The organism is Leisingera sp. ABM4_103 (assembly GCF_056158685.1).
The window spans coordinates 2,804,427-2,827,525 of the sequence record NZ_JBSWTU010000005.1 but is presented as its reverse complement, the minus strand read 5'-3'; the positions used below and the strand labels follow the sequence as shown (position 1 = coordinate 2,827,525).

The window sequence follows — 23,099 nt, the reverse complement described above, 5'->3', positions numbered from 1 at the left end:
GCCCTGCATGTTTTCTGTGGAGTTCCCTGCATGACCACCCAACCCAAGCTGCGTTACCGGATCGATGCCGGCACTTATGCCGATCAGACCGCCATGCGCGACCAGCTGATTGCCCAAGCCGCCCTCTCCGAGGCCGACCGCGCCCGTATCTGTTCAAATGCCGCCGCCCTGGTGCGCGACATCCGCGGCCATTCGGCGCCTGGGATGATGGAGGTTTTCCTCGCTGAGTACGGCCTGTCGACCGAGGAAGGCATCGCCCTGATGTGCCTTGCCGAGGCACTGCTGCGGGTGCCGGACGCCGACACCATCGACGCGCTGATCGAAGACAAGATCGCGCCTTCCGACTGGGGCAAGCACCTGGGCAAATCCACCTCCTCGCTGGTCAACGCCTCCACTTGGGCGCTGATGCTGACCGGCAAGGTGCTGGACGAGGAGCGCAGCCCCATCGGTGCGCTTCGCGGCGCCATCAAACGCCTGGGCGAGCCGGTGATCCGCACCGCCGTCAGCCGCGCGATGAAGGAAATGGGCCGCCAGTTCGTGCTGGGCGAAACCATTGAAAGCGCGATGAACCGCGCCGCCGGGATGGAAGCCAAGGGCTACACCTATTCCTATGACATGCTGGGCGAAGCCGCCCGCACCGAGGCCGACGCGTCGCGCTATCACCTGTCCTATTCCAAGGCGATTTCGGCGATTGCTGCCGCCTGCAATAGCGACGACATCCGCAAGAACCCCGGCATCTCGGTGAAACTGTCGGCGCTGCACCCGCGCTATGAGCTGGCGCAGGACGCCAGCGTGATGGAGCATCTTGTGCCGCGCCTCAAGGCGCTGGCGCTGCTGGCCAAAGCCGCCAAGATGGGCCTGAATGTCGACGCCGAGGAAGCCGACCGCCTGTCGCTGTCGCTGGAAGTGATCGACGCCGTGGTCTCCGACCCGGCGCTGGCGGGCTGGGACGGCTTTGGCGTGGTGGTGCAGGCCTACGGGCCCCGCACCGGACTGGCGATCGACGCGCTGCACGAGATGGCGGAAAAGTACAACCGCCGCTTCATGGTGCGGCTGGTGAAGGGCGCCTATTGGGATACCGAAATCAAGCAGGCGCAGGTCGAGGGGGTCGACGGCTTCCCGGTGTTCACCTCCAAACCGCTTACCGACGTTTCCTATATCTCCAACGCCCGCAAACTTCTGGGGCTGACAGACCGGATCTACCCGCAGTTTGCCACCCATAACGCTCATACGGTCGCCGCTATTCTGCATATGGCGGATGGCATGGATAAGGGTCTTTACGAATTCCAGCGCCTGCACGGCATGGGCGAGACCCTGCACCAGATGGTGCTGGAACAGAACAAGACCAACTGCCGGATCTACGCGCCCGTCGGCGCGCATCGCGACCTGCTGGCCTACCTGGTGCGGCGTCTGCTGGAAAACGGCGCCAACAGCTCCTTTGTGAACCAGATCGTGGACGAAAACGTGCCGCCGGAAGTCGTCGCCGCCGACCCGTTCGCCGCGGTTGAAGACATTACCCGCAAGATCCCGACCGGGCCGGAGCTCTATGCGCCGGAGCGGCCGAACTCCAAGGGCTTCGACCTGGGCCACGCGCCGACGCTGGCGAAGATCGAAGAAGCCCGCGCGCCGTGGCGCAGCCACCAGTGGCACGCCGGGCCGCTGCTGGCCGGCGATGCCCAGCCGGAGGCCGCAAAAGACGTGACCAGCCCGACCGACCTGAGTGTCGCCGGCACCGTCAGCCAGTGCAGCGCCGAGGATATCGAACTGGCGCTGGCCGTGGCCGACCCTTGGGATGCTCCGGCAGCAGAGCGCGCTGCCATCCTGAACAAGGCCGCGGATCTCTATGAGGAGAACTTTGGCGAGCTGTTCGCCATCCTTGCCCGCGAGGCCGGCAAGACCATTCCCGATGCCGTGGCGGAGCTGCGCGAAGCGGTGGATTTCCTGCGCTACTACGCGGCGCGCATTCCCGACGCGCCGCCCGCGGGCATCTTTTCCTGCATTTCGCCGTGGAACTTCCCGCTGGCGATCTTCACCGGTCAGGTTTCGGCCGCGCTGGCCGCGGGCAATGCGGTGCTGGCCAAACCTGCAGACCAGACGCCGCTGATCGCCCACCGCGCCGTGCAGCTGATGCACGAGGCCGGGGTGCCGCGCAGCGCCCTGCAGCTGGTGCCGGGCCGCGGCAGCGTTGTCGGCGCTGCCATCACCTCTGACCCGCGTGTCAACGGCGTCGCCTTCACCGGCTCCACCGCCACCGCGTTGCGCATCCGCAAGGCGATGGCCGACAACCTGCAGCCGGGCGCCCCGCTGATTGCGGAAACCGGCGGCCTCAATGCGATGATCGTCGACTCCACCGCGCTGCCGGAACAGGCGGTGCAGGCGGTGATCGAAAGCGCCTTCCAATCCGCGGGCCAGCGCTGCTCGGCGCTGCGCTGCCTGTACCTGCAAGATGACATTGCCGACACCGTGCTGAAGATGCTGAAGGGCGCGATGGACTGCCTGAAACTGGACGATCCCTGGCACCTGTCCACCGACAGCGGCCCCGTCATCGACGAAGGCGCCCGCGCAGGCATCCTGGCCCACATCGACCTGGCCCGGGCTGAAGGCCGGGTCATGAAGGAGCTGATGGCGCCGCAGGGCGGCACCTTTGTGGCGCCCACTATGATTGAGGTGCCAGGCATCAGCGCGCTGGAGGAGGAGATCTTTGGCCCCGTCCTGCATGTGGCGCGGTTCAAGTCGCACGAACTGGACCAGGTGATTTCCGACATCAACGCAACCGGTTACGGGCTCACCTTCGGGCTGCACACCCGCATCGACGACCGGGTGCAGCATGTCTGCGACCGGGTGCATGCGGGCAACATCTACGTGAACCGCAACCAGATCGGCGCGATTGTCGGCAGCCAGCCCTTTGGCGGCGAGGGGCTGTCCGGCACCGGCCCCAAGGCAGGCGGCCCCTTCTACCTCAACCGCTTCTGCGCGCCGGACCGGCAGCAGGTCCACGACGAGTGGGAGACCGAAGCTGCCGGGCTTCCCGGGGCAAGCGGCGTTCCCGCGCAACCGATGACCACCTCCCTGCCTGGCCCAACCGGTGAATCGAACCGCCTGACGGTCTCGGCCCGCCCGCCGCTTCTGTGCATGGGCCCGGGGCCGGAGGCCGCCGCGGAACAGGCAAAACAGGTGATCAGCCTCGGCGGCACCGCGATTGAGGCGCATGGCCTTCTCGGGCTGAACCAGCTGGAAACCATCGAAGGCATCTCCGGCGTGCTGTGGTGGGGCGATGAGAAAACGGGGCGCGACATTGAGCAATGCCTTGCCAAGCGCGACGGCCCGATCATCCCGCTGATCCCCGGCAAGCCCGACCGCGCCCGCGTCCTGGCAGAGCGCCACGTCTGCGTCGACACCACCGCCTCGGGCGGCAACGCGGCGCTGTTGGGCGGCAACGCCTGAGCTACCGGCGCTGAGCACTTGACGCTGGGCCCTTTCCGGCCCAGCGTTCCCCCATGTTTCCGATCCGCGACCACAACCCGTCCGGCCGCAGGCCATATGTCGTGTATGCGCTGATGGCGGCGAATATTCTGGCCTATTTCTATTACTCGGCCAGCTACGCCTCGCCCCTAGCGCTTGCCTATTTCTATGACGCCTACGCGGTGGTGCCGGCCGAGATCAGCCGCGGTTACGGGTTTGAGACGCTCATCACCTCTCTCTTCATCCATGCAGGGTTGATGCACCTGGGCGGCAACATGCTGTTCCTGTGGATCTTCGGCGACAACCTGGAGGATGAGATGGGGCATATCCCCTTCCTCCTGTTCTACCTCGCCAGCGGCATTGGCGCCGGGCTGATCCATGTGATGTCGGCGCCCGGTTCCATAGTGCCCACCGTGGGGGCGTCCGGTGCGATTGCCGGCATCATGGGCGGCTACCTGCTGATGTTTCCCAAGGCCCGCGTCGATATCCTGCTGATACTGATTGTCTTTTTCCGCATCTTCTCGATCCCCGCCTTTGTAATGCTGGGGGTGTGGCTGGCGATGCAGTTCCTCGGAGGCCTCGGCGCGGATCCCGACCAGGGCGGCGTGGCCTACTGGGCCCATGCCGGAGGATTTTCTGTCGGGCTGATCCTGTGCCTGCCCCTGTGGCTGCGCCGCGGCGGCCCGGCGTTCTGGAACCGCACCCACGGCCAGCCGCCGCATCCGGAAAACGAGTATGAATACTCCGCCAGCCGCATCCCCAAGCTGCCGCGCAAGAAGCGCACTCCCGGACCTTGGGGAAAGTGAATAGTGAAATCGTTTCTAAGCCAGATCATTCCGCCCGGAAGTGACGTGGCTTACAACATGGATGTTGTAAGTGTTTCTTTGCCCCAGCCGCCGCCAGGCGACTTTGCGCTGCATCTCGCAGTCTACCCGGATTACTGGAACTACTTGGGTCCTAAGGCATTGGTTTCAATCACCGCAACAGGCGCCCAATTACTGGAAGACATTTCCGAAGATGAAATTCATGAGTATGAGGTACGTGATCTAATGATTGATGAGCAGGCCAAATATGTTGAGATCTTTGTGACGTTACGAGTAATCAAGCTCAGCTATAAAGAGTTTGAAATTACAGGAAAAGGTTTCTGGAGCGACAGCTAACTTCCTGGTTTCGCCCGGATATAGAACCCCACATGCCCCACCTGAAAGCCACCTGCCACTGCGGCGCTGTCGAGATCGAGGCGGAGTTCCCTGAAGGCCTCGCCTCCGCCGCGCGCTGCGACTGTTCCTTCTGCCGCCGCCGCGGGGCGGCTGCCGTCACCGCCCTGACCGCCAGCCTGAAGGTGCTGAAAGGGGAGGAAAACCTCAGCCTCTACACCTGGGGCACCCACACGGCCAAACACTACTTCTGCAAGACCTGCGGCATCTACACCCACCACCAGCGCCGCTCCGACCCCAAGGAATGCGGTGTCAACCTGGGCTGTATCGAGGGCGCCAACCCGCGCACGCACGCCGAGACCTATGGCGAGATCCCGTGGAACGACGGGGTGAACCATCCGTCGGACCAATAACTCTTACGCCTGGCCGATAGGCCAGGCAGCGCCCGTCCGCCCCCAAAGGCGGGCACAGCCCTCATCGTAGAAAAATATCCTCCGCAACAACAAAAAACGCGGCACAGAGGCCGCGTTTCAAAATCTCATTTTCTCAGGCCGGTTCAGCCGCGGATCACCTTGGCGAAGTTCTCGAAGATCGGCTCGTTCGAGCAGACGACGGAACCGCTGTCGATGATGCCTGCCTCCGGGTCGATCGCTTCGGCCAGGCCTCCGGCCTCCTTCACGATGATGATGCCTGCGGCCAGGTCCCACGGGTTCAGGCGGCGTTCCCAGAAGCCTTCGTAGCGGCCAGCGGCCACATAGGCCATATCCAGCGCCGCGGAACCCCAACGGCGCACACCAGCGCAGGCGGGCATCAGGCGGGCCAGATCCTGCAGCGTCAGCGGCAGGTCGGCGCGGCCGCCGAACGGCACGCCGGTGGCAAAGATGGACTCGATCATCCGGTGGCGGCCCGACACGCGGATGCGGGTGTCGTTCATCCAGGCGCCTGCGCCCTTCTCGGCAAAGAACATCTCGTCCTTGGCAGCGTCATAAACCACGCCCGCAACGATCTTGCCCTTGTGTTCCAGCGCAATAGAGATCGCCCAGTGCGGCAGCCCGTGCAGGAAGTTGGTGGTGCCGTCCAGCGGGTCGACGATCCAGCGGCGGGTCGGGTCTTCCCCCTCGATCTCGCCGCCCTCTTCCGCAATCCAGCCATAGGTCGGGCGGGCGTTGCGCAGCTCTTCCTTGATGATTTTCTCGGCGGCGATGTCGGCCTTGGAGACAAAATCACCTGCGCCTTTCATCGACACCTGCAGGTTTTCCACCTCGCGGAAGTCTTTCACCAGGGAACGGCCGGCCTTGCGGGCGGCTTTGATCATCACATTGAGGTTTGCGCTGCCAATCATGTCTGCAGAATCCTGTCACGTCGGGGAGATGCCGGGTCAAACCGTGCCTATACGCCCCCTGCCCCCAATTGCCAAGGGGCTTTACCGGAAAGAGGGTATCGGCTCTGACGCCCGGTCACGGCCCGGTAAGCGGTTGAATTCCGCCCCGGCGAGGCCCAGTCTCGGCTGCAAATAATCGAAGGAGAGCTCTCATGCCCGACCAAATGCAGCGTATCGTGCTGGCCAGCCGCCCCGAAGGCCAGGCCAGCGAAGAGAACTTCCGCTTGGAAAGCGTGGACATGCCTCAGCCCGGTGATGGCGAAGTGCTTGTGAAGGTTCACTATATGTCGCTGGACCCCTACATGCGCGGGCGCATGAATGCAGGCAAGTCCTATGCCCCGCCGGTCGAGATCGGCGAGACCATGACCGCAGGCGGCGTAGGGGAAGTGATTGCCTCCAACAGCCCGGACTTTGCCCCGGGCGACTTTGCCCTCGGCGCCTTCGGCTGGGCCAGCCACGCCTGCGCACAGGCCCCCGACATCCGCAAGCTGGACCCGGATATGGCGCCGCTCACCACCGCGCTTGGCGCTCTCGGCATGCCGGGGTTTACCGCCTGGCATGGCTTGGACGCCTATGGCCGCCCGCAAGCGGGTGAAACGCTGGTGGTTGCCGCCGCAACCGGCCCGGTCGGCTCGATGGTCGGCCAGCTGGCCAAGCAGAAAGGCCTGCGCGTGGTCGGCATCGCCGGCGGTGCGGACAAGTGCAAACTGGCGGTGGAAACCTTCGGCTTTGACGCCTGCCTCGACCACCGCGCCTATGCGGATGGCGAAGCGTTGAGCGAGGCCCTGGCGGCGGAATGCCCGGACGGCATCGACATCTATTACGAAAACGTCGGCGGCAAGGTGCTGGAGGCGGTGCTGCCTTTGATGAATAACTTCGGCCGTATCCCGGTCTGCGGCATGATCGCCTGGTACAACAGTGCTGAGACAGATCTGACCGCGCCTGCGATCTGGCGCTCGGTGCTGACCAAGTTCCTGTCGGTCAATGGCTTTATCATCTTCAACCACTACGACCGCTATGCGGCGTTCCTGCAGGAGGTGGCCCCGAAGATCGCCAGCGGAGACATCAAGTATCTGGAAGACATCGCCGAAGGACTGGAGAACGCGCCCAAGACCTTTCTGTCGATGATGCAGGGCGGCAATACCGGCAAGCAGATCGTCAAACTGGTCTGAGCCGCGCGCCGGCACCTGCCGGATTGCGCAACCGCGCGGAGCGGGCACAGGCGCCGGAACGGCGCAGGCCGCTCCGCGCCTTGCCTGGGTGCGGCCTCTATTGAAGCTGCAGCTTGCGCGCCTCTACCTTGGCCAGCCGGATCAGCTCTTGCATGTAGGGTTTCTCACGGTCCTCGGTCCGGATCGCAGCATACAGGCTGCGGGTAATGCCGGACTTCGTCAGCGGCCGGGTCACGTAGTCTGAGGAGTATTTCACCTCCCGCACCACCCAGTCCGGCAGCACCGACACGCCGCGGTTGGAGGCAACCAGCAGCAGGATCACCGCCGTTAGCTCCACCTGGCGGATCGAGGCCGGCTCCACCCCGGCCGGGATCAGCAGCTGGCTGAACACATCCAGCCGGGTCTTCTCCACCGGGTATGTGATCAGGTTCTGACCGATGAAATCCTCCGCCTCGACATAAGGCTTCTCCGCCAGCGGATTCTGGGCAGAGGCAACAAACACCGGATTGTAATCAAACAGCTCGATGAACTCGACGCCATTGATGTCCTCCGGGTCGGAGGAGACCACCAGATCCACCTCCTCCTTTTGCAGTGCGGGCAGCGCGTCAAAGGCCAGGCCGGGCCGAATGTCGACATCCACGTCGCCCCAGTTCTTGCGGAACCCCTCCAGCACCGGGAACAGCCATTCAAAACAGGCGTGGCATTCGATCGCGATATGCATCCGGCCTGTATTACCATCGCGCAGAGATGAAAATTCTGCTTGCGCTGCTTCAACTTGCGGCAACACCTGCTCTGCCAGCCGCAGCAGCCGCAGGCCCGCCGGGGATAGTTTCATCGGCTTGGAGCGGCGGATGAACAGCTCCACACCGGCCTGGTCCTCCAGTCCCTTTACCTGATGGCTCAGCGCGCTTTGGGTGATGTTCAGCTGCTCGGCAGCCCGGGCCAGACCGCCGACCTCATGGATGGCCTTGATGGTGCGGAGATGGCGGAATTCGATATGCATCCTATCAGATCGCTCATGTTAATCTTGAGTATTATGAAATTGTCTCACAATGCTGCGCATGCAACAAGAGCAGACATAAACCTAGCGAGAGACCTGAGATGACGACGCCCAAGATTTCCTTTGAATTCTTCCCGCCGAAAAATCTCGAAGCCTCCTTCCGGCTTTGGGACACCGTGCAGGTTCTCGCCCCGATGGACCCGCGCTTTGTTTCTGTGACCTATGGCGCAGGCGGCACAACGCGCACCCTGACCCGCGATGCAGTAGCGACCCTGCACAACTCCTCCGGCCTGAATGTGGCGGCGCATCTGACTTGCGTGAATGCTTCCAAGGCAGAAACACTGGAGATCGCGGACCAGTTTGCCGAGGCTGGTGTGACCGAGATCGTCGCCCTGCGCGGCGACCCGCCTAAAGACGAAGGCAAGTTCACTCCGCATCCCGAAGGCTTTGCCGACTCGGTGGAGCTGATCAAGGGGCTGGCCGCGCGCGGCGGCTTCACGATCCGCGTTGGCGCCTACCCGGACTGCCACCCGGAGGCCGCCAGCCAGGCCGCAAATGTGGAGTGGCTGAAGCGCAAGCTGGATGCCGGCGCCGATGAAGCTTTGACTCAGTTCTTCTTTGAGGCGGACACTTTTTTCCGGTTCCGCGACGCCTGCGAAAAGGCGGGTATCGACGGCAGCAAACTGACACCGGGCATTCTGCCGATCGAGAACTGGAAAGGCGCGCGCAATTTCGCCAAACGCTGCGGCACCGTCATCCCGGAATGGGTCGAGAAGGCGTTCGACAAAGCGCTGCGCGACGGCCGCGAAGAGCTGCTGGCCACCGCGCTTTGCACCGAGCTGTGTTCCGACCTGCTGGAAGGCGGCGTGGACAAACTGCATTTCTACACGCTGAACCGCCCGGAATTGACCCGCGACGTCTGCTTTGCCCTGGGTGTGACCCCCAAGGTAGCGCTGGAGAACGTGGCGTAAGCCTTGCAGGCCCCGGCGCGCGGTTTCTAATGCAGGGTACACCCCTGCCAAGGACCCGCGCGCTATGTTCTATGCCAAACAGCCTTCCGACCTGCTGACGATCGAGCAAATCTCCCGGATTTCCGGCCTCGATTTCATGCGGGGCATTCTGGACGGCCGCCTGCCCGGCCCGCCGATCGCCGAGACGCTGGGCTATCACCTGCACAGCGTGGAGGAAGGCCAGGTCGTGTTCCGCGGCACGCCGGAGTTCCACGTCACCAACCCGATGGGAACTGTGCATGGCGGATGGTACGGCACGCTTCTGGACAGCGCCATGGCCTGCGCCGTGATGACCAAGGTGCCGCTGGGCTCGGTCTACACAACGCTGGAATACAAGATCAACATTCTGCGCCCCATCCCGCTGGGCACGCAGATCGACTGCACCGGCACCATCGACCATGCGGGCCGCTCTACAGGCGTGGCGCATGGTGAGCTGCGCGGGGTCGAAGACGGCCGCCTCTATGCGACCGGCTCCACGACCTGCATCGTGATGCAGATCGCGTGAACAAAGCTACGGGAATGCAGCCCCCCGCCTTGCCGGCCGCAATTCTCCGATTATCTTCAGAGCAGTAAATTGACGAGCAGCGGAAAGGCCGGCCATGCCGCCAAACTCCTTCGCGCGGGCCGCCACCGCCCGCATCCAAATCCTGGCCCCCGCCGCGGAGCTGGATTTCCTGGATACTCAATCCGTCGTCCTGCCTGAACAGATCACTCCGCTGGAGGCCTGGAACCTGATGCACGCGCAGCCGCTGCCGGGCCTGAAACTGGCGTTCTGGCTGCGGGATGCGATATCCGCCTGCTTTGGTGTCAAACGCATCGGCGGCATTACCGGCAAACCGCGCACAGACGTGCAGCCCGGCGACAAGCTGGACTTCTTCCTGGTGGAAGCGGTGTCCGGCACGGTACTGACCCTGACGGTGCGGGACCGGCACCTGGACGTGATGACCTGCATCACCAGCAAACACGGTGTTGTATCTGTCACGTCTTCGGTCAAAACCCACAACTGGTTCGGCCGCGCCTACATGATCCCGGTCCGGCCGGCTCATAAGCTGATCGTCGCGCTGTCGCTGAAGCGCTTGGAGCGCGCGCTCAAGCAGCGCCGCGCCGCAGGCTGATCCGCTTCCCCCCTCGCCAGCCGCACAGCCGGCGGCGGAACCGGTCCATTCGCGGAACTTATGCATGCTCCCGGCAGAGCCGCGTGGCGGCTCTCAGGTCTTGGAAAACATCGCCAGCCAGCCGCCGGAAGACGCAGCGCTCTGCTTGCCCGCATCGACGCTGCTATGTAGCCGCTCGCTGCCATCCAGCCCGACCCGGCGGCGGCTGCGCAGCAGGAAGATCTTGCCCCAGCCGCGCCAGGTGCCGACCGACGGCGCGTTCGGGTCAACCGGGTACCGCATCCGCCAGTCCAAGGGCAGCGGCAAGCCACGGTCTTCGGCCTTTTCCAGCATCCAGATCAAAGAGACATTGGCCAGCGGCCGGGCGTCTTCATAGCCGCCCAGCTGACCGCCGACATCACCGTGGGCGCCGCTGAACCAGACCTGCTCAACATGACCGTCCCATCCCTTGGGGCAATCCCACAGCACCGGCCGGAACACATCACGGGTCTCGTCCAGCGCCAGCGCGTGATACCCGCTTTTGACGTGATGGCCCAACTCGTGGTTGTGGAAGTTGTGCCGGTTTTCCGCCCAGCGCCACAGCAGCGGCAGCCGCAGGCCCAGCGCCTTGACGGTGTCCCAGACGCCGACCATCTCGATCTCGATCTCATCATGGCAATGCGCCTTGGTGAAGGCGGCGCCGGTCTTGGAGCGCCCGTTCAGCCGGTAGTGCCGGTAGGCTGTGCGGATGTTGCGCACGGTGGCGTGCTCAGCTTTCAGCAGGCCGATCCGGTCGATCACCCCGGCCAGCGACCGCACCGCATAGGCGCCGCGGGAGTAGCCGAACAAGTAGATCTGATCACCGGGGCGGTACCGCGATGCAAGATAGCCATAAGCGCGGCGGATCTGGCGGTTGATGCCGCGCCCCATCATTACATCAGGCGCACTGCCCCAGCCCTTCCACTGGACGCCGGATTTGTAGAAAACCGAAACCGGCCCGCCCATCTGGCGGCACAGCCGGTACAGCTGGCCTGCGTGGGTTTCATGCCCCTCCTCCAGCGTCGACATGGTGCCATCCAGAATGATCACATGGGCCTGCGGCCCGCGCAGCTTGGTTTCGCCGGAATGCTCCGAGCGCAGCGGCCGTCCCAGCCACCCTAGAACCCTTTTACTCAGCTGCGTCAGAAACATCCCTAAGCACTTCCCAAATTCTCAGCGGGGTGAACGGCATGTCCACCTGCCGCACGCCGCGGTCCCAGACCGCGTCCTGCACCGCGTTTGCAACCGCTGCCAGTGCGCCGACGGTGCCCGCCTCGCCGCAGCCTTTCATCCCCATCGGGTTCTGTGTCGAAGGCACCGGCTCGGAGGTGAATCCAATCATGGGGACGCCGCTTGCCCGCGGCAAGGCATAGTCCATGAACGAAGCCGTGAGCAGTTGTCCGTCCTCGTCATAGACAACCCGCTCCAGCATGGCCTGTCCCAGCCCCTGCGCCACCCCGCCTTGCACCTGGCCTTCGGCCAGCACCGGGTTGATCAGATTACCGAAATCGTCGACTACAGTGTAGCGCTCCACGTCGGAATTCCCAGTCTCCGGATCGATCACGACCTCGGCAACATGGGCGCCGTTCGGAAACGAGCGCCCCGGCAGCCGGGCCCGCGCCGCGTGACGCTGCAGATCAAGCCGGCCTTGCGCGCGGGCCATCTCTGCCGCTTCCAGCATGGTGGGGGTCAGGTTGGATCCCGGCGCGCGGAAGGTTTCGCCATCAAATTCAACGGCCTCCTCCTCCACTCCCATTTCCTCTGCCAGGAAGGGGATGAAGGCGGCGATCATCGCGTCCACCGCCGCCAGCGTGGCATTGGCCTGGGTTGTCACCGACCGAGACCCGCCGGTGCCGCCGCCTGTGGCAATGCGGTCGCTGTCGCCCTGAATGACCTCGATCTTGTCTGCCGGAATACCGCTCTGATCGGCCAGAAACTGGGCATAGACAGTTTCATGCCCCTGTCCGTTGCTTTGCGTGCCAACGTAGATCTGCACCCGACCGTCCTCCAGAAACTCCACTTCCGCGCCTTCAGAAGGATCGCCCAAAATGCTTTCGATATAGTAACAAAGCCCGACGCCCCGCAACTTGCCGCGTTTACCATCTTCGGCGCGGCGGGCTGCGAATCCTGCGATATCAGCCTCTTGCGCGGCGCGGCTCAGGACTTTGCTAAAATCACCCACATCATAGGTTTCTCCGGTCGCGGTGTCATAAGGGAACGCATCAGCCTGAATGAAGTTCCGCCGCCTCAGCTCCCACGGATCCACCCCCAGCTCGCGCGCGGCCCGGTCCATTGCCCGCTCCAGCACATAGATCGCTTCCGGCCGCCCTGCACCTCGGTAGGCATCGACCTGGGTGGTGTTGGTATAGATCCCCTCCACCTGCAGCCAGGCGGTCTGTATGTCATAGACACCTGCCAGCACCCGGCTGAACAGCTGCGTCTGGATCGGCTGCCCGAAATGGGAGTTGTACGCGCCGAGGTTGCAGCGGGTGGTGACCCTGTAGGCGGTGATCTTCAGGTTTTCGTCAAAGGCCAGCTCTGCCAGCGAGGTGAGGTCGCGGCCGCCATTGTCGCTCAGCATCGCCTCGCTGCGATCGGACATCCAGAACACTGGCCGCCCCAGCGTGCGGGCGGCATGGGCAACGGCGAAATACTCCGGGTAAGGCATCGCCTTCATGCCGAACCCGCCGCCCACATCGGGGGTGGTGACCTTAACGTCAGCTTCATCCAGCCCCAGCTTGGCAACCAGCTGGGACTTCATCGCCCAGACCCCCTGCCCGCCATAGCAGAAATGCAGCCGCCCTTCGGACCATTCAGCAAAACAGCCGCGCGGCTCCATCGAATTGACGATGATCCGGTTGTCCTCGACCTGCAGCGCAACGGTATGGGCGGCGCTTGCGAACGCCGCTTCGGTCGCGGCCTCGTCGCCCATGCCCCAGTCAAACGCCTTGTTGTCCGGCACCCCGTCATGCAGAGGCTCGCCGCCGGGCAGCACATCCAGCTTCACCGGCAAGTCGTCGATATCCAGTTCGATCAGCTCGCCGGCGTCGCGGGCCTGATCCAGCGTGTCCGCAATCACCACGGCGACCGGCTCCCCGACATAGCGGACCCGATCGCGCGCCAGCACCGGTCGCTCGGGCGACGCGCCCTTGGTGCCGTCGCGGTTGGTCACCAGCGAGCCGTCCATTGAGATGTTGATACCCGCGGCTTCCAGATCGGCCAGGGCGATCACCGCATGGACACCGTCCGCTTCGCACGCGTCCTCCACATTCAGCGCAGAAATCATCCCATGCGCCACCGGGCTGCGCAGCACCCAGGCGCGCAAGGCATCCGCCGGGGCGGCATCCTCGATGTACCGCCCCTGGCCGGTCAGGAACCTGACATCCTCGACCCGTTTTACCGGCTGGCTTTTCCCGAATTTTTCCATGCTCGCCCCCTGTCCGCGCTGGCTGCTGTTGCGGGGGCGAGACTACTGTCAGCGGGCCGCTTGTCCAGCCAGCTCGATCACCGTCGCCACGTCAGACAGGCCATAGCCGTTGAATTGCGTACTCATGGCGGAAGAATAGGCGCCCAGCCCCGGAAACAGCACATAGTCCCCCGCGGCGCAATCGCAAGGCAGCGGCAGCCCGTCCGGCAGCCGGTCAAGGCTGTCGCAGGTCGGGCCGAACACCACCCGCGGCTTGCGGACGCCGCCGCGGTGGGTGCCGTCGGAGGCGACGACCTCAACCCGGCCCGGCAGGCCCATGTCACGGATATCGACCAGTCCGCCATAGATCCCATCGTTCAGGAACACCACCGCACCATCCTTGCGCATCCCCTTGATGCGGGCGGCCAGGGTGAAGCTTTCGGAGACCATCGCCCGGCCCGGCTCGCAGATCAGCGTGGGCTTGTCCGCGCCAAACGCCTGATCCGCCGCCTGGCCGATCGCGGCAAAGACCTTCTCCAGATCCGGCGCCACGCCGTCGCGGTTGGCAGCAAAGCCGCCGCCCACGTTCAGCCGCGCAATCCGCACACCCGCCGTATCGACGATCCGTTTGGCGGCATGGACGTATTCGACCCAAGCCATCTCATCTTCGCATTGGGTGCCCGGGTGGAAGCACAAGGCGGGTGTCCAGCCCTTGGCCGCGACCTGCTTCAGCAGCTCCACCGCCTCCTCCGGCGCGGCGCCGAACTTGCTGCCGAAATCATAGGCCGCCCCCGCCACTGGCAGCGCAAAGCGCACCGCGATCTCGCAGGAGCGCGGCACCGCGTCCAGCTTTTCCAGCTCGCTCAGTTCATCCACCGACCAGCTGGCAACGCCATGTTCGATCCCGGCGGCGATCTCCGCCTCGGACCGCATCGGGTTGTTGTAGTGCATGACCGCATCGGGGCTGGCCGCACGCACTGCCTCCATTTCTGCGGGCGAGGCCACGTCAAAGGCGGTGATCCCCGCAGCCACAAGGTTGGACAGAACCGCCGGGTGCGGGTTGGCTTTCACCGCATAGGTCACCAGCCCCGGAAACCCCTGGCTGAACCGCCGCGCCACCTCGTGTAAAACGCGCGGCGAGAAATACAGGATCGGATGATCCGGCGCGCTGCGGGCCAGGTGGGATTCAGGCGAAAGCCATAGCGGGGGAATCTGCTGCATCGTGTAACCCTCATTCGTTTTGCATATTTTCCGCGAATTTTCCGTCGATTCCGCTCGTCACTCTGCATATAGTGACGAATACTTTCGTCATATCGCAGGAAAAACATGCAAACCGACGGCACAGACCAGCGCCTTATCGCCCTGCTGCGGGAGAATGCCCGCCGCCCGGTGGCCGAGATTGCCCGCACGCTCGGCCTGGCCCGCACCACGGTGCAGGCGCGCATCGAACGGCTGGAGGCCACAAGTGTTATCACCGGCTACACGCTGAAATCCTCCGCGGCTGCCCGCCCGCCGCTGCAAGCGACGGTCCTGATGTCGATTGAACCGCGCACCGGTCCGGAGGTGCTGGCCCGGCTGCGCAAGCTGCCGGGGGTGGAGGTGGTGCATACAACCTCCGGCCGGTTTGATCTTCTGGCGCAGGTGGTGGCGCAAAGCACCGCGGAACTTGATGAAACCATCGACAAGATCGCGGAAGCCCGCGGGGTGCGCTCTTCCGAAAGCCTGATCCATCTGGCGACCAAGCTGGACCGCACCGGGCAATAAGGGTCAAACGGTCCGCACGTAGTCCAGCAGCCAGTCCCGGAACAGCTTGGCAGCGGGACGCATGGCGCCCCGGTCCGGGTAGATCAGGTGATAGGCCTCCTGCCCCGGCACTTCGACATCCGGCAGACAGCGCACCAGCCCGCTGGCGGCGGCCACCGCGTCAGAGGCGGGCGCCCTCGCCAGCGCAATCCCCATCCCCTGCGCCGACAACTCGGCTGCCATCAGCGAGTTATCGGCGAAGAAATAGCGTGCCTGCCCGTGGGAGAGCCGCAGATGCTCAAACACCTGTATCCAACTGGCGCGGTGGGTAGACACCTCTATCAATGGAAAGCGGAACAGATCCTGCGGCGATCGGACCTGCACGGCAATATCTGGCGGCGCGACAGGGTAAAGCACCTCGCGCAGCAGCTCGTCCCCTTCGGTGCCGTACAGTGACGGATTGCCGAAGACGATCTGCAGATCGGTGAACTGGTTGGCAAAATCCGCCGCCAAATTGCCGGTGCTGAGCGCCAGACTGACCTGCGGGTGCGCTGCCTGGAACTGCGGCAGGCCCCGCGCCAGCACCCCATGCGCAAACAGCAGCACCGACTGCACAAACAGCCGCTGCTCGCGGCTCTCGCCGAACAGCCCGGTCGTCGCAGTTTCCAGCATCAACAGCGACTGCTGAACCGAGGGCAGATAGGCCCGCCCCGCCTCCGTCAGGGTAACCGCATGGGCGTGACGGTGAAACAGCGGCGTCCCCAGCTGCGTCTCCAGCGCCTTCACCTGCTGGCTGACCGCAGCCGCCGACATGTTCAGCTGCGCTGCCGCGCGGGCAAAGCTTTCGGTGCGCGCCGCCGCCTCGAACACGCGCAGCCAGTTGAGAGAGGGGATCCGGGTCGCCATGCAGGCAGGCTAAGCAGAACTTAGCCTAACCGGCAAGACATACCGTGCTGAGATTTTCCGCCCGCCGCCTAGGGTTTCAGCAGCGAACAGATCCCGCGGCGGCAGCCGCACTTCGACCACCCACATAAGAGACGCGATATGACAGGTCCCGCCAACGCCCCGCGCCCCAAACGCAAGATCTGGAACTTCACTCCCCAGCTGCCGATCCAGACCTCCCCCTATTGGGATTGGCCGATGAAGCCATTAGCCTCAATCAAATACCTGCTGCAAAGCTGGAACCCGCTGGCGCTGCGGGCACTGCTGCTGGTGTTTACCATCATCACCTGGGCGTATCTCACCCCCGCGCTGGACCGCATCGCGACATTCAGCTGGGACTGGGTGTTCGAGATCTGGCTGCGCAACTTCTGTATCCTGATGGTGGTGGCCGGCGGCCTGCATCTTGCCTTGTGGAAGTTCCGCACCCAACAGGATGAATACCGCTATGACATGCGCCCGATGATGAAGGGCGCCAAGGTCTTCACCTTCAAGAACCAGGTCTGGGACAACATGTTCTGGACACTAGGCCCGGCGCTCACCTTCTGGACCTTCTGGGAGAGTTTCATCCTGTATGCCTATGCCAACGGCTGGGTGACGATGATCACGCTGGAGAGCAATCCGGTCTGGTTCACAATCATGACCGTCTTCATCCCGATCTGGGCGGGCTTTCACTTCTACTGGCTGCACCGGCTGCTGCATGTTGGCGCGCTCTATACCAAGGTGCATGCCTGGCATCACCGCAACATCAACACCGGCCCCTGGTCCGGCCTGGCGATGCACCCGGTGGAGAGCTTCTTTCTGATGTTCGACACCATGATCTTTTTCCTGCTGCCGTCGCACCCGGTGCACGCGATCTTCCTGCTGTTCCACCACGGCATAGGCGCCCCGACGTCCCATGCAGGGTTCGAGCATGTGAAATTCGGCAACAAGGCCAAATTCCTGGTGGGCGACTTTTTCCACCAGCTGCACCACCGTTTTTTTGACTGCAACTACGGCACCTGGGAAACGCCTTGGGATGAGTGGTTTAACACCTTCCATGACGGCACCGAAGAGGGCAACGAAATGGTCAAGGAGCGCCGGCGCAAGATCTGGAACACGGGCTGAACCCGTCAGCCACCCTGAGCGCGATCCTGGAAATCGTGCGCCCGGCCCGTACCGCGGAATGCGCGTCAGCAAGGGCCGGGCGTCTTTGACCGCGCCGCCGCTGCGGCACGCCTTGAAGACCGGTGCGCGCCCGCTGGACCGCGTGGCGCACAGTGATGGAGAAACGCGCCCGCCCGCCTCTGGTTCCATAAAATTCGATTTATGCAGCGCCCCGCAGTCTGCCGGCCTGCTCCGTTGCCTCTGGGACTTTCCCTTTGCCGCCCCTTTCGGTAAGGGATAGCGCGACCCGAAATTGATACGCACGCAGGACCAAGCGCATGGCGATGGAAAAGACATTTAATGCGGCCGAAGCCGAAAGCCGACTTTACAAGGCCTGGGAAGAAGCCGGCTGTTTCAAGGCAGGCGCAAATGCCAAGCCGGAGGCCTCCGCCTACTGCATCATGATCCCGCCGCCGAACGTGACCGGCGTGCTGCACATGGGCCATGCCTTCAACAACACCCTGCAGGACATCCTGATCCGCTGGAAGCGGATGCAGGGGTTCGACACCCTTTGGCAGCCGGGCACCGACCACGCGGGTATCGCGACCCAGATGGTCGTGGAGCGCGAGCTGGCCAAGACCCAGCAGCCCTCGCGCCGCGAGCTGGGCCGCGAGAAGTTCCTGGAGAAGGTCTGGGAATGGAAAGAGAAATCCGGCGGCACCATTGTTGAGCAGCTGAAACGCCTCGGCGCGTCCTGCGACTTCTCCCGCACGGCCTTCACCATGGCGGGCGCCCATGGCGACACCCGCGTGGGCCACGAGAACTCCCCCAACTTCCACGATGCCGTGATCAAGGTGTTTGTGGAGATGTACAACAAGGGTCTGATCTACCGCGGCAAGCGGCTGGTCAACTGGGACCCGCATTTCGAGACCGCGATTTCCGACCTTGAGGTCGAGAACATCGAAGTGGCAGGCCACATGTGGCACTTCAAGTACCCGCTCGCGAATGGCGCCACCTACACCTATGTGGAGAAGGATGAAGACGGCAACGTCATCCTTGAGGAAGAGCGCGACTATATCTCCATCGCCACCACCAGGCCCGAGACCATGCTGGGCGACGGCGCGGTTGCGGTGCATCCGAGCGACGAGCGGTATGCCCCCATCGTCGGCAAGCTGTGCGAAATCCCGGTCGGCCCAAAGGAGCACCGCCGCCTGATCCCGATCATCACCGACGAATACCCCGACAAGGACTTTGGCTCCGGCGCGGTGAAGATCACTGGCGCGCATGACTTCAACGACTATCAGGTCGCCAAGCGCGGCGGCATCCCCATGTACCGCCTGATGGACACCAAGGGCCAGATGCGCGACGACGGCGCGCCCTACGCGGAGGCCGCGGGCATCGCCATGGCGGCCGCCAAGTGCGAACAGACCCTGTCGGAGAATGAGGCCGACGCCATCAACCTGGTGCCCGATCACCTGCGCGGGCTGGACCGGTTTGAAGCACGCAAGAAAGTGGTCGAGGAAATCACCAGCGAAGGCCTGGCGGTGATGCAGACCGTCACCAAGACCGACCCGGACACCGGCGAGGACGTTCAGGTGCAAGAGCCTTACGTCGAGAACAAGCCGATCATGCAGCCCTTCGGCGACCGTTCCAAGGTTGTGATCGAGCCGATGCTGACCGACCAGTGGTTCGTGGATGCGGAAAAGGTTGTCGGCCCGGCGCTGGATGCGGTGCGCAACGGCGATGTGAAGATCCTGCCGGAAAGCGGTGAGAAGACCTATTACCACTGGCTGGAAAACATCGAGCCCTGGTGTATCTCGCGCCAGCTTTGGTGGGGCCACCAGATCCCGGTCTGGTACATCCCCGGCGAGGACGATTGGTACGCCATTTGCGCTGCGACCGAGGAAGAGGCGCTGGAAAAGGCCCGCCTTCAGTCCGCTGAAGGCACCGAATTCCGCATCGTCGCCGACCGCCACGAAGCGGCGCAGATCCTGGCCGAACAGGTCAAGCTGATGGATGTGCAGGACGAGGGCGCGATCCGCAGCTTTGACGGGCCGATGCAGGTGCCGATGTTCCGTGACCCCGACGTGCTGGACACCTGGTTCTCCTCCGGCCTGTGGCCGATCGGCACGCTGGGCTGGCCGGACGTTACTCCGGAAATGGAGAAGTACTTCCCGACTTCGACCCTGGTCACCGGCCAGGACATCCTGTTCTTCTGGGTCGCCCGGATGATGATGATGCAGCTGGCGGTTCTGGACGAAAACCTGCCGGTCAAGAAGCGCATCCCCTTTGACACCGTCTACCTGCATGGCCTGGTGCGCGATGCGAAGGGCAAGAAGATGTCGAAATCCACCGGCAACGTGGTCGACCCGCTGGAGATCATCGAGGAATTCGGCGCCGACGCGCTGCGCTTCTCCTCCGCGGCGATGGCGGCCCTGGGCGGCGTGCTGAAGCTGGATATGGAGCGACTGAAGGGCTACCGGAACTTTGGCACCAAGCTGTGGAATGCGGTGAATTTCGCCCATTTCAACAAGGTCTATGACCCCGAGGTCCCTGCCTATGCCTGCCCGGATGCCAAGGCCGCGGTGAACCAGTGGATCATCGGTGAAACCGCCAAGGTGCGGGTGGAAGTCGACGCGGCACTGGAAGCCTACCGCTTCAACGACGCGGCCAATGCGCTTTACGCCTTTGTCTGGGGCAAGGTCTGCGACTGGTATATCGAGCTTTCGAAACCACTGTTTAACTCCGAGGATGAGGCGGTGATCGCAGAAACCCGCCAGACGCTGGGCTGGGTGCTGGATCAGTGCATGATCCTCTTGCACCCGATCATGCCCTTCATCACCGAAGAGCTGTGGGGCAACACCGCCAAGCGCGAGAAGATGCTGGTACATGCCGATTGGCCGACATATGGCACCGAGCTGGTCAACGCCGAGGCTGACGCCGAGATGAACTGGGTGATCACCGCGATTGAAAACATCCGCTCCACCCGCGCGCAGATGCATGTGCCGGCAGGCGCCAAGATCCCGATGGTGGTAACCGAATTCTCTGATCAGGCGCGTGCGGCCTGGGAGAAGAACGAGGCGATGATCCAGAAGCTGGCCCGCATCACCTCGCTGGAGCAGGTGGAGAGCTTCCCCAAAGGCTGCGCAAGCGTGGCGGCGCCCGGTGCATCCTTCGGCCTGCCGCTGGCGGATGTGATTGACGTGGGCGCCGAAAAGGCGCGTCTGGAGAAAACCTTGGGGAAATTGGCCAAGGAGCTGGGCGGCCTGCGCGGGCGGCTGAACAACCCGAAATTCGCGGCCTCCGCGCCCGAAGAGGTTGTGGCGGAAGCCCGCGAAAACCTCGCTGCGCGCGAAGAGGAGGAAGCGAAGGTCCAGGAAGCGCTGGCGCGTCTGGCCGAGCTCGGCTGAGCCATCCGTTAATCATGTTTGAAGCGCCCGCCCCATCCGGCGGGCGTTTTCGTTTATTGCGCAACGCGTTGAAACAACCGAAAATTCCGCTGAACCGGGAAATTCTTAATAACCGCCCCATTGTTTTCGTCAGCGATTTATATAAGCCTGCACTCAACCATAAAAAGAAGGGAGGCTTCACCCCATGCCCAAAGGATACTGGGTGGCCCATGTGGATGTGGATGACGCGGAACGCTACAAGGATTACATCAGCGCTAACGGGCCGGTGTTTGCCGAACACGGCGCCAGGTTCCTGATCCGCGGCGGCCAGAAGGAAGTGCGCGAAGGGCAGATGCGGTCGCGCACCGTGGTGATTGAATTCAAGGATTTCGCAACCGCAAAAGCCTGCTATGATTTAGTGGCCTACCAGGACGCCAAGACCTTGCGTGATCCGGTGTCTGCCGGTGATATGGAAATCATCGAAGGCTACGGCGAATAATCCCGCGCCCCGCTGCGCAGCTGACTGAGGTCACCGAATGCCCCTGCTTAAGAAATTCTTTCAAGCTTTCCGCCCGTCCGAACCGCCGGCCCTGCCGGACCCGGATGCCGAACTGGCGCTGGGGGCGCTGCTGGTGCGGGTGGCGCAATCCGACCGCGACTATCAGCTGGAGGAGATCAGCCTGATCGACCGTATCCTCGCGCGGCTCTACCAGCACAACGCGATCGAAGCCGCCAAGGTGCGCGCCACCTGCGAGAAGCTGCACGCCGCGGCACCGGAGACCGACACCTTCGGGCGGCTGATCCGCGAGACAACCGGCTTGGAGGAACGCCTCGCCGCGCTCGATGCGCTGTGGGAAGTGGTGCTGGCCGATGGCAGCGCCCACGAGGGCGAGGTCACCATCGTTGAGGACGCGCGCAAGGCGATGGGCCTGTCATACGCCGACAGCCAGAAGGCGCGGGAACGCGCCGAGGAGAAACTCGCCAGCACCACTGGAGAGCGCTGATGTTCCGGGAGCTTCTGAACCGCCTGCTGGAACCCGCACCTGACACGCTGGATGACGAGGGCGCGCGTCTGGCGCTGACAGCGCTGCTGGTTCGGATCGCACGCTCCGACCACAATTACTCCGAAGTGGAGAAAGACCGCATCGACCGCATCCTGACTGCCCGCTACGGGCTGGACACCGGCGGCGCGCTGATCCTGCGCGAACAGGCCGAGGCGATGGAGGCCGAGGCGCCCGACACCGTCCGCTTTACCCGCGCGATCAAGGACGCGGTGGTCTATGAGGACCGCACCGGTGTCATTGAGGCGCTGTGGCAGGTGGCCCTGGCTGACGGGCACCGCGATGCAAACGAAGACGCGCTCCTGCGGCTGTCCGCCAGCCTGCTGGGAGTATCGGACGTAGACAGCGCAAAGGCGCGCAAACGGGCAGAGGCCGCTTTATGATTGCACATCTCGGTATGTACGACCGCCCGGAAACCGCTGCGGCGAACGACCGGTTCTGGGCCTCGGTCCGCGATCATCTTGGCGGCGGACCCGAACAGCTGACCCGCGGCGCCGATTTCTGGGGAGTCTGGAAGTCCCCTGATCTGCTGCTGTCGCAGACCTGCGGCTGTCCCTACCGCACCCGGCTTTATGGCGAGGTGGAACTGGTGGGCACCCCGGATTACGGCCTGCCCGGCTGCCCGCCCGGTTATTACAACAGCGTCTTTGTTACCCGCACCGAGGACGCAGGCCAGCCGCTTGGCAGCTTTGCCGGGCGCCGCTTTGCTTACAACGAAGCGCTGTCACAATCCGGCTGGGCGGCACCGATGGTGCATCTGCACGACCGCAGCATCCTGCCCGGCGCGCTGGTGGAAACCGGCGGCCACCGGCTGTCGGCCGAAGCCGTGGCAGAGGGCCGCGCCGATTTTGCAGCCCTGGACGCGCTGACCTGGGAAATGGTCCGCAAATACGACGGTTTCGCCGCCGGGCTGACCGAGATCGAGCGTACGGATCCAACTCCGGCCCTGCCCTACATCACCAGCTTGGGAGGCGATGCCGAGGCGCTATTTTTCGCCATCGAATCCGCCATCCGCGGACTGGACCCGGAGACCCGCAGCCTGCTGCATCTGAAGGGGCTGGTAAAGATCGCTCCCAGCGACTACCTGGCAGTGCCGACACCGCCAGGCCCGGTGCTGACCGGGCAGCGCATCCGCGCGGCGGAGCTGACGTAACGGCCCT

21 protein-coding genes are annotated in these 23,099 nt (G+C 63.7%); 15 read left to right on the top strand and 6 right to left on the bottom strand.

Annotated features, from left to right (window positions below; genetic code table 11):
* The first annotated feature begins 30 nt into the window (after window positions 1-30).
* The 4 genes from putA to ACXAED_RS15445 are packed head-to-tail and all read left to right on the top strand — an operon-like array spanning window position 31 to window position 5,032.
* A complete protein-coding gene (gene putA / locus ACXAED_RS15460; protein WP_475051184.1) occupies window positions 31-3,444 on the top strand; it encodes a bifunctional proline dehydrogenase/L-glutamate gamma-semialdehyde dehydrogenase PutA in 3,414 nt (1,137 codons plus the stop codon).
* A 53-nt stretch (window positions 3,445-3,497) separates the two neighbouring features.
* On the top strand, window positions 3,498-4,268 hold the full coding sequence (locus ACXAED_RS15455; protein ID WP_475051183.1) for a rhomboid family intramembrane serine protease: 771 nt from the start codon (window positions 3,498-3,500) through the stop codon (window positions 4,266-4,268).
* Between the two features lie 3 nt (window positions 4,269-4,271).
* A complete protein-coding gene (locus tag ACXAED_RS15450; protein WP_475051181.1) occupies window positions 4,272-4,622 on the top strand; it encodes a hypothetical protein in 351 nt (116 codons plus the stop codon).
* A 32-nt stretch (window positions 4,623-4,654) separates the two neighbouring features.
* Window positions 4,655-5,032 carry a GFA family protein gene (locus tag ACXAED_RS15445; protein ID WP_475051180.1) on the top strand — a complete coding sequence of 126 codons (378 nt, stop codon included), beginning with the start codon at window positions 4,655-4,657 and terminating at the stop codon, window positions 5,030-5,032.
* 143 nt (window positions 5,033-5,175) lie between these two features.
* Here the strand turns inward: ACXAED_RS15445 and ACXAED_RS15440 are convergent, their stop codons facing one another.
* On the bottom strand, window positions 5,176-5,961 hold the full coding sequence (locus ACXAED_RS15440) for an inositol monophosphatase family protein (RefSeq protein WP_019295568.1): 786 nt from the start codon (window positions 5,959-5,961) through the stop codon (window positions 5,176-5,178).
* 191 nt (window positions 5,962-6,152) lie between these two features.
* Between ACXAED_RS15440 and ACXAED_RS15435 the strand changes: the two genes are divergently transcribed.
* Window positions 6,153-7,172, top strand: coding sequence for an NADP-dependent oxidoreductase (locus ACXAED_RS15435; protein ID WP_475051178.1), 1,020 nt, complete (start codon window positions 6,153-6,155; stop codon window positions 7,170-7,172).
* Between the two features lie 97 nt (window positions 7,173-7,269).
* Here ACXAED_RS15435 and ACXAED_RS15430 read toward each other — a convergent pair whose 3' ends face one another.
* Window positions 7,270-8,175, bottom strand: a complete 906-nt coding sequence (locus tag ACXAED_RS15430) for a LysR family transcriptional regulator (RefSeq protein WP_475051177.1) — start codon at window positions 8,173-8,175, stop codon at window positions 7,270-7,272.
* A gap of 98 nt (window positions 8,176-8,273) precedes the next feature.
* Here ACXAED_RS15430 and ACXAED_RS15425 point away from each other — a divergent pair, with 98 nt between their 5' ends.
* The 3 genes from ACXAED_RS15425 to ACXAED_RS15415 all read left to right on the top strand — a co-directional run bounded on the left by ACXAED_RS15425 (window position 8,274) and on the right by ACXAED_RS15415 (window position 10,297).
* Complete coding sequence (locus ACXAED_RS15425; RefSeq protein ID WP_475051175.1) at window positions 8,274-9,143, top strand: methylenetetrahydrofolate reductase; 870 nt, start codon at window positions 8,274-8,276, stop codon at window positions 9,141-9,143.
* Between the two features lie 64 nt (window positions 9,144-9,207).
* Entirely contained in the window at window positions 9,208-9,687 is a 480-nt protein-coding gene (locus ACXAED_RS15420; RefSeq protein ID WP_475051173.1) for a PaaI family thioesterase, read from the top strand.
* Between the two features lie 94 nt (window positions 9,688-9,781).
* Complete coding sequence (locus ACXAED_RS15415; protein WP_475051172.1) at window positions 9,782-10,297, top strand: DUF2867 domain-containing protein; 516 nt, start codon at window positions 9,782-9,784, stop codon at window positions 10,295-10,297.
* Between the two features lie 93 nt (window positions 10,298-10,390).
* Here ACXAED_RS15415 and ACXAED_RS15410 read toward each other — a convergent pair whose 3' ends face one another.
* Genes ACXAED_RS15410 through ACXAED_RS15400 form a run of 3 tightly spaced genes read right to left on the bottom strand, consistent with a single transcriptional unit; the run spans window position 10,391 to window position 14,942 of the window.
* Window positions 10,391-11,467, bottom strand: coding sequence for a DUF2235 domain-containing protein (locus ACXAED_RS15410; protein WP_475051171.1), 1,077 nt, complete (start codon window positions 11,465-11,467; stop codon window positions 10,391-10,393).
* Window positions 11,445-13,742, bottom strand: coding sequence for a xanthine dehydrogenase family protein molybdopterin-binding subunit (locus ACXAED_RS15405; RefSeq protein ID WP_475051169.1), 2,298 nt, complete (start codon window positions 13,740-13,742; stop codon window positions 11,445-11,447). Before ACXAED_RS15405 ends, ACXAED_RS15410 begins: the two co-directional genes overlap by 23 nt.
* A 48-nt stretch (window positions 13,743-13,790) precedes the next feature.
* Window positions 13,791-14,942, bottom strand: coding sequence for a type III PLP-dependent enzyme (locus tag ACXAED_RS15400; RefSeq protein ID WP_475051168.1), 1,152 nt, complete (start codon window positions 14,940-14,942; stop codon window positions 13,791-13,793).
* 105 nt (window positions 14,943-15,047) lie between these two features.
* Here ACXAED_RS15400 and ACXAED_RS15395 point away from each other — a divergent pair, with 105 nt between their 5' ends.
* Entirely contained in the window at window positions 15,048-15,485 is a 438-nt protein-coding gene (locus ACXAED_RS15395) for an Lrp/AsnC family transcriptional regulator (RefSeq protein WP_475051167.1), read from the top strand.
* A 3-nt stretch (window positions 15,486-15,488) separates the two neighbouring features.
* Here ACXAED_RS15395 and ACXAED_RS15390 read toward each other — a convergent pair whose 3' ends face one another.
* Complete coding sequence (locus tag ACXAED_RS15390) at window positions 15,489-16,370, bottom strand: LysR substrate-binding domain-containing protein (protein WP_475051166.1); 882 nt, start codon at window positions 16,368-16,370, stop codon at window positions 15,489-15,491.
* 138 nt (window positions 16,371-16,508) lie between these two features.
* Between ACXAED_RS15390 and ACXAED_RS15385 the strand changes: the two genes are divergently transcribed.
* The 6 genes from ACXAED_RS15385 to ACXAED_RS15360 all read left to right on the top strand — a co-directional run bounded on the left by ACXAED_RS15385 (window position 16,509) and on the right by ACXAED_RS15360 (window position 23,092).
* Window positions 16,509-17,510, top strand: a complete 1,002-nt coding sequence (locus ACXAED_RS15385) for a sterol desaturase family protein (protein WP_475051165.1) — start codon at window positions 16,509-16,511, stop codon at window positions 17,508-17,510.
* Window positions 17,511-17,827: 317 nt separating this feature from the next.
* Complete coding sequence (locus tag ACXAED_RS15380; RefSeq protein WP_475051163.1) at window positions 17,828-20,899, top strand: valine--tRNA ligase; 3,072 nt, start codon at window positions 17,828-17,830, stop codon at window positions 20,897-20,899.
* Window positions 20,900-21,083: 184 nt separating this feature from the next.
* A complete protein-coding gene (locus ACXAED_RS15375) occupies window positions 21,084-21,377 on the top strand; it encodes a DUF1330 domain-containing protein (protein ID WP_475051161.1) in 294 nt (97 codons plus the stop codon).
* A gap of 43 nt (window positions 21,378-21,420) precedes the next feature.
* The gene (locus ACXAED_RS15370) at window positions 21,421-21,882 is read left to right on the top strand and encodes a tellurite resistance TerB family protein (protein WP_475053126.1); all 462 of its coding nucleotides are present in this window, start codon (window positions 21,421-21,423) and stop codon (window positions 21,880-21,882) included.
* Window positions 21,882-22,322 carry a tellurite resistance TerB family protein gene (locus tag ACXAED_RS15365; RefSeq protein WP_475051159.1) on the top strand — a complete coding sequence of 147 codons (441 nt, stop codon included), beginning with the start codon at window positions 21,882-21,884 and terminating at the stop codon, window positions 22,320-22,322. The genes ACXAED_RS15370 and ACXAED_RS15365 overlap by 1 nt, the downstream gene beginning before the upstream one ends.
* The gene (locus ACXAED_RS15360; RefSeq protein WP_475051157.1) at window positions 22,319-23,092 is read left to right on the top strand and encodes a phosphate/phosphite/phosphonate ABC transporter substrate-binding protein; all 774 of its coding nucleotides are present in this window, start codon (window positions 22,319-22,321) and stop codon (window positions 23,090-23,092) included. Before ACXAED_RS15365 ends, ACXAED_RS15360 begins: the two co-directional genes overlap by 4 nt.
* The last annotated feature ends 7 nt before the right edge of the window (window positions 23,093-23,099 follow it).

What these genes read in the sequence shown, in the direction of transcription:
- ACXAED_RS15365 (WP_475051159.1), top strand. Translation starts at nt 21,882, where the DNA reads ATGTTCCGGGAGCTTCTGAACCGCCTGCTGGAACCCGCACCTGACACG.
- ACXAED_RS15405 (WP_475051169.1), bottom strand. Translation starts at nt 13,742, where the DNA reads ATGGAAAAATTCGGGAAAAGCCAGCCGGTAAAACGGGTCGAGGATGTC.
- ACXAED_RS15430 (WP_475051177.1), bottom strand. Translation starts at nt 8,175, where the DNA reads ATGCATATCGAATTCCGCCATCTCCGCACCATCAAGGCCATCCATGAG.
- ACXAED_RS15425 (WP_475051175.1), top strand. Translation starts at nt 8,274, where the DNA reads ATGACGACGCCCAAGATTTCCTTTGAATTCTTCCCGCCGAAAAATCTC.
- ACXAED_RS15410 (WP_475051171.1), bottom strand. Translation starts at nt 11,467, where the DNA reads ATGTTTCTGACGCAGCTGAGTAAAAGGGTTCTAGGGTGGCTGGGACGG.
- ACXAED_RS15415 (WP_475051172.1), top strand. Translation starts at nt 9,782, where the DNA reads ATGCCGCCAAACTCCTTCGCGCGGGCCGCCACCGCCCGCATCCAAATC.
- ACXAED_RS15360 (WP_475051157.1), top strand. Translation starts at nt 22,319, where the DNA reads ATGATTGCACATCTCGGTATGTACGACCGCCCGGAAACCGCTGCGGCG.
- ACXAED_RS15455 (WP_475051183.1), top strand. Translation starts at nt 3,498, where the DNA reads ATGTTTCCGATCCGCGACCACAACCCGTCCGGCCGCAGGCCATATGTC.
- ACXAED_RS15445 (WP_475051180.1), top strand. Translation starts at nt 4,655, where the DNA reads ATGCCCCACCTGAAAGCCACCTGCCACTGCGGCGCTGTCGAGATCGAG.
- ACXAED_RS15390 (WP_475051166.1), bottom strand. Translation starts at nt 16,370, where the DNA reads ATGGCGACCCGGATCCCCTCTCTCAACTGGCTGCGCGTGTTCGAGGCG.
- ACXAED_RS15420 (WP_475051173.1), top strand. Translation starts at nt 9,208, where the DNA reads ATGTTCTATGCCAAACAGCCTTCCGACCTGCTGACGATCGAGCAAATC.
- ACXAED_RS15380 (WP_475051163.1), top strand. Translation starts at nt 17,828, where the DNA reads ATGGCGATGGAAAAGACATTTAATGCGGCCGAAGCCGAAAGCCGACTT.
- ACXAED_RS15400 (WP_475051168.1), bottom strand. Translation starts at nt 14,942, where the DNA reads ATGCAGCAGATTCCCCCGCTATGGCTTTCGCCTGAATCCCACCTGGCC.
- ACXAED_RS15440 (WP_019295568.1), bottom strand. Translation starts at nt 5,961, where the DNA reads ATGATTGGCAGCGCAAACCTCAATGTGATGATCAAAGCCGCCCGCAAG.
- putA (WP_475051184.1), top strand. Translation starts at nt 31, where the DNA reads ATGACCACCCAACCCAAGCTGCGTTACCGGATCGATGCCGGCACTTAT.
- ACXAED_RS15435 (WP_475051178.1), top strand. Translation starts at nt 6,153, where the DNA reads ATGCCCGACCAAATGCAGCGTATCGTGCTGGCCAGCCGCCCCGAAGGC.
- ACXAED_RS15395 (WP_475051167.1), top strand. Translation starts at nt 15,048, where the DNA reads ATGCAAACCGACGGCACAGACCAGCGCCTTATCGCCCTGCTGCGGGAG.
- ACXAED_RS15375 (WP_475051161.1), top strand. Translation starts at nt 21,084, where the DNA reads ATGCCCAAAGGATACTGGGTGGCCCATGTGGATGTGGATGACGCGGAA.
- ACXAED_RS15385 (WP_475051165.1), top strand. Translation starts at nt 16,509, where the DNA reads ATGACAGGTCCCGCCAACGCCCCGCGCCCCAAACGCAAGATCTGGAAC.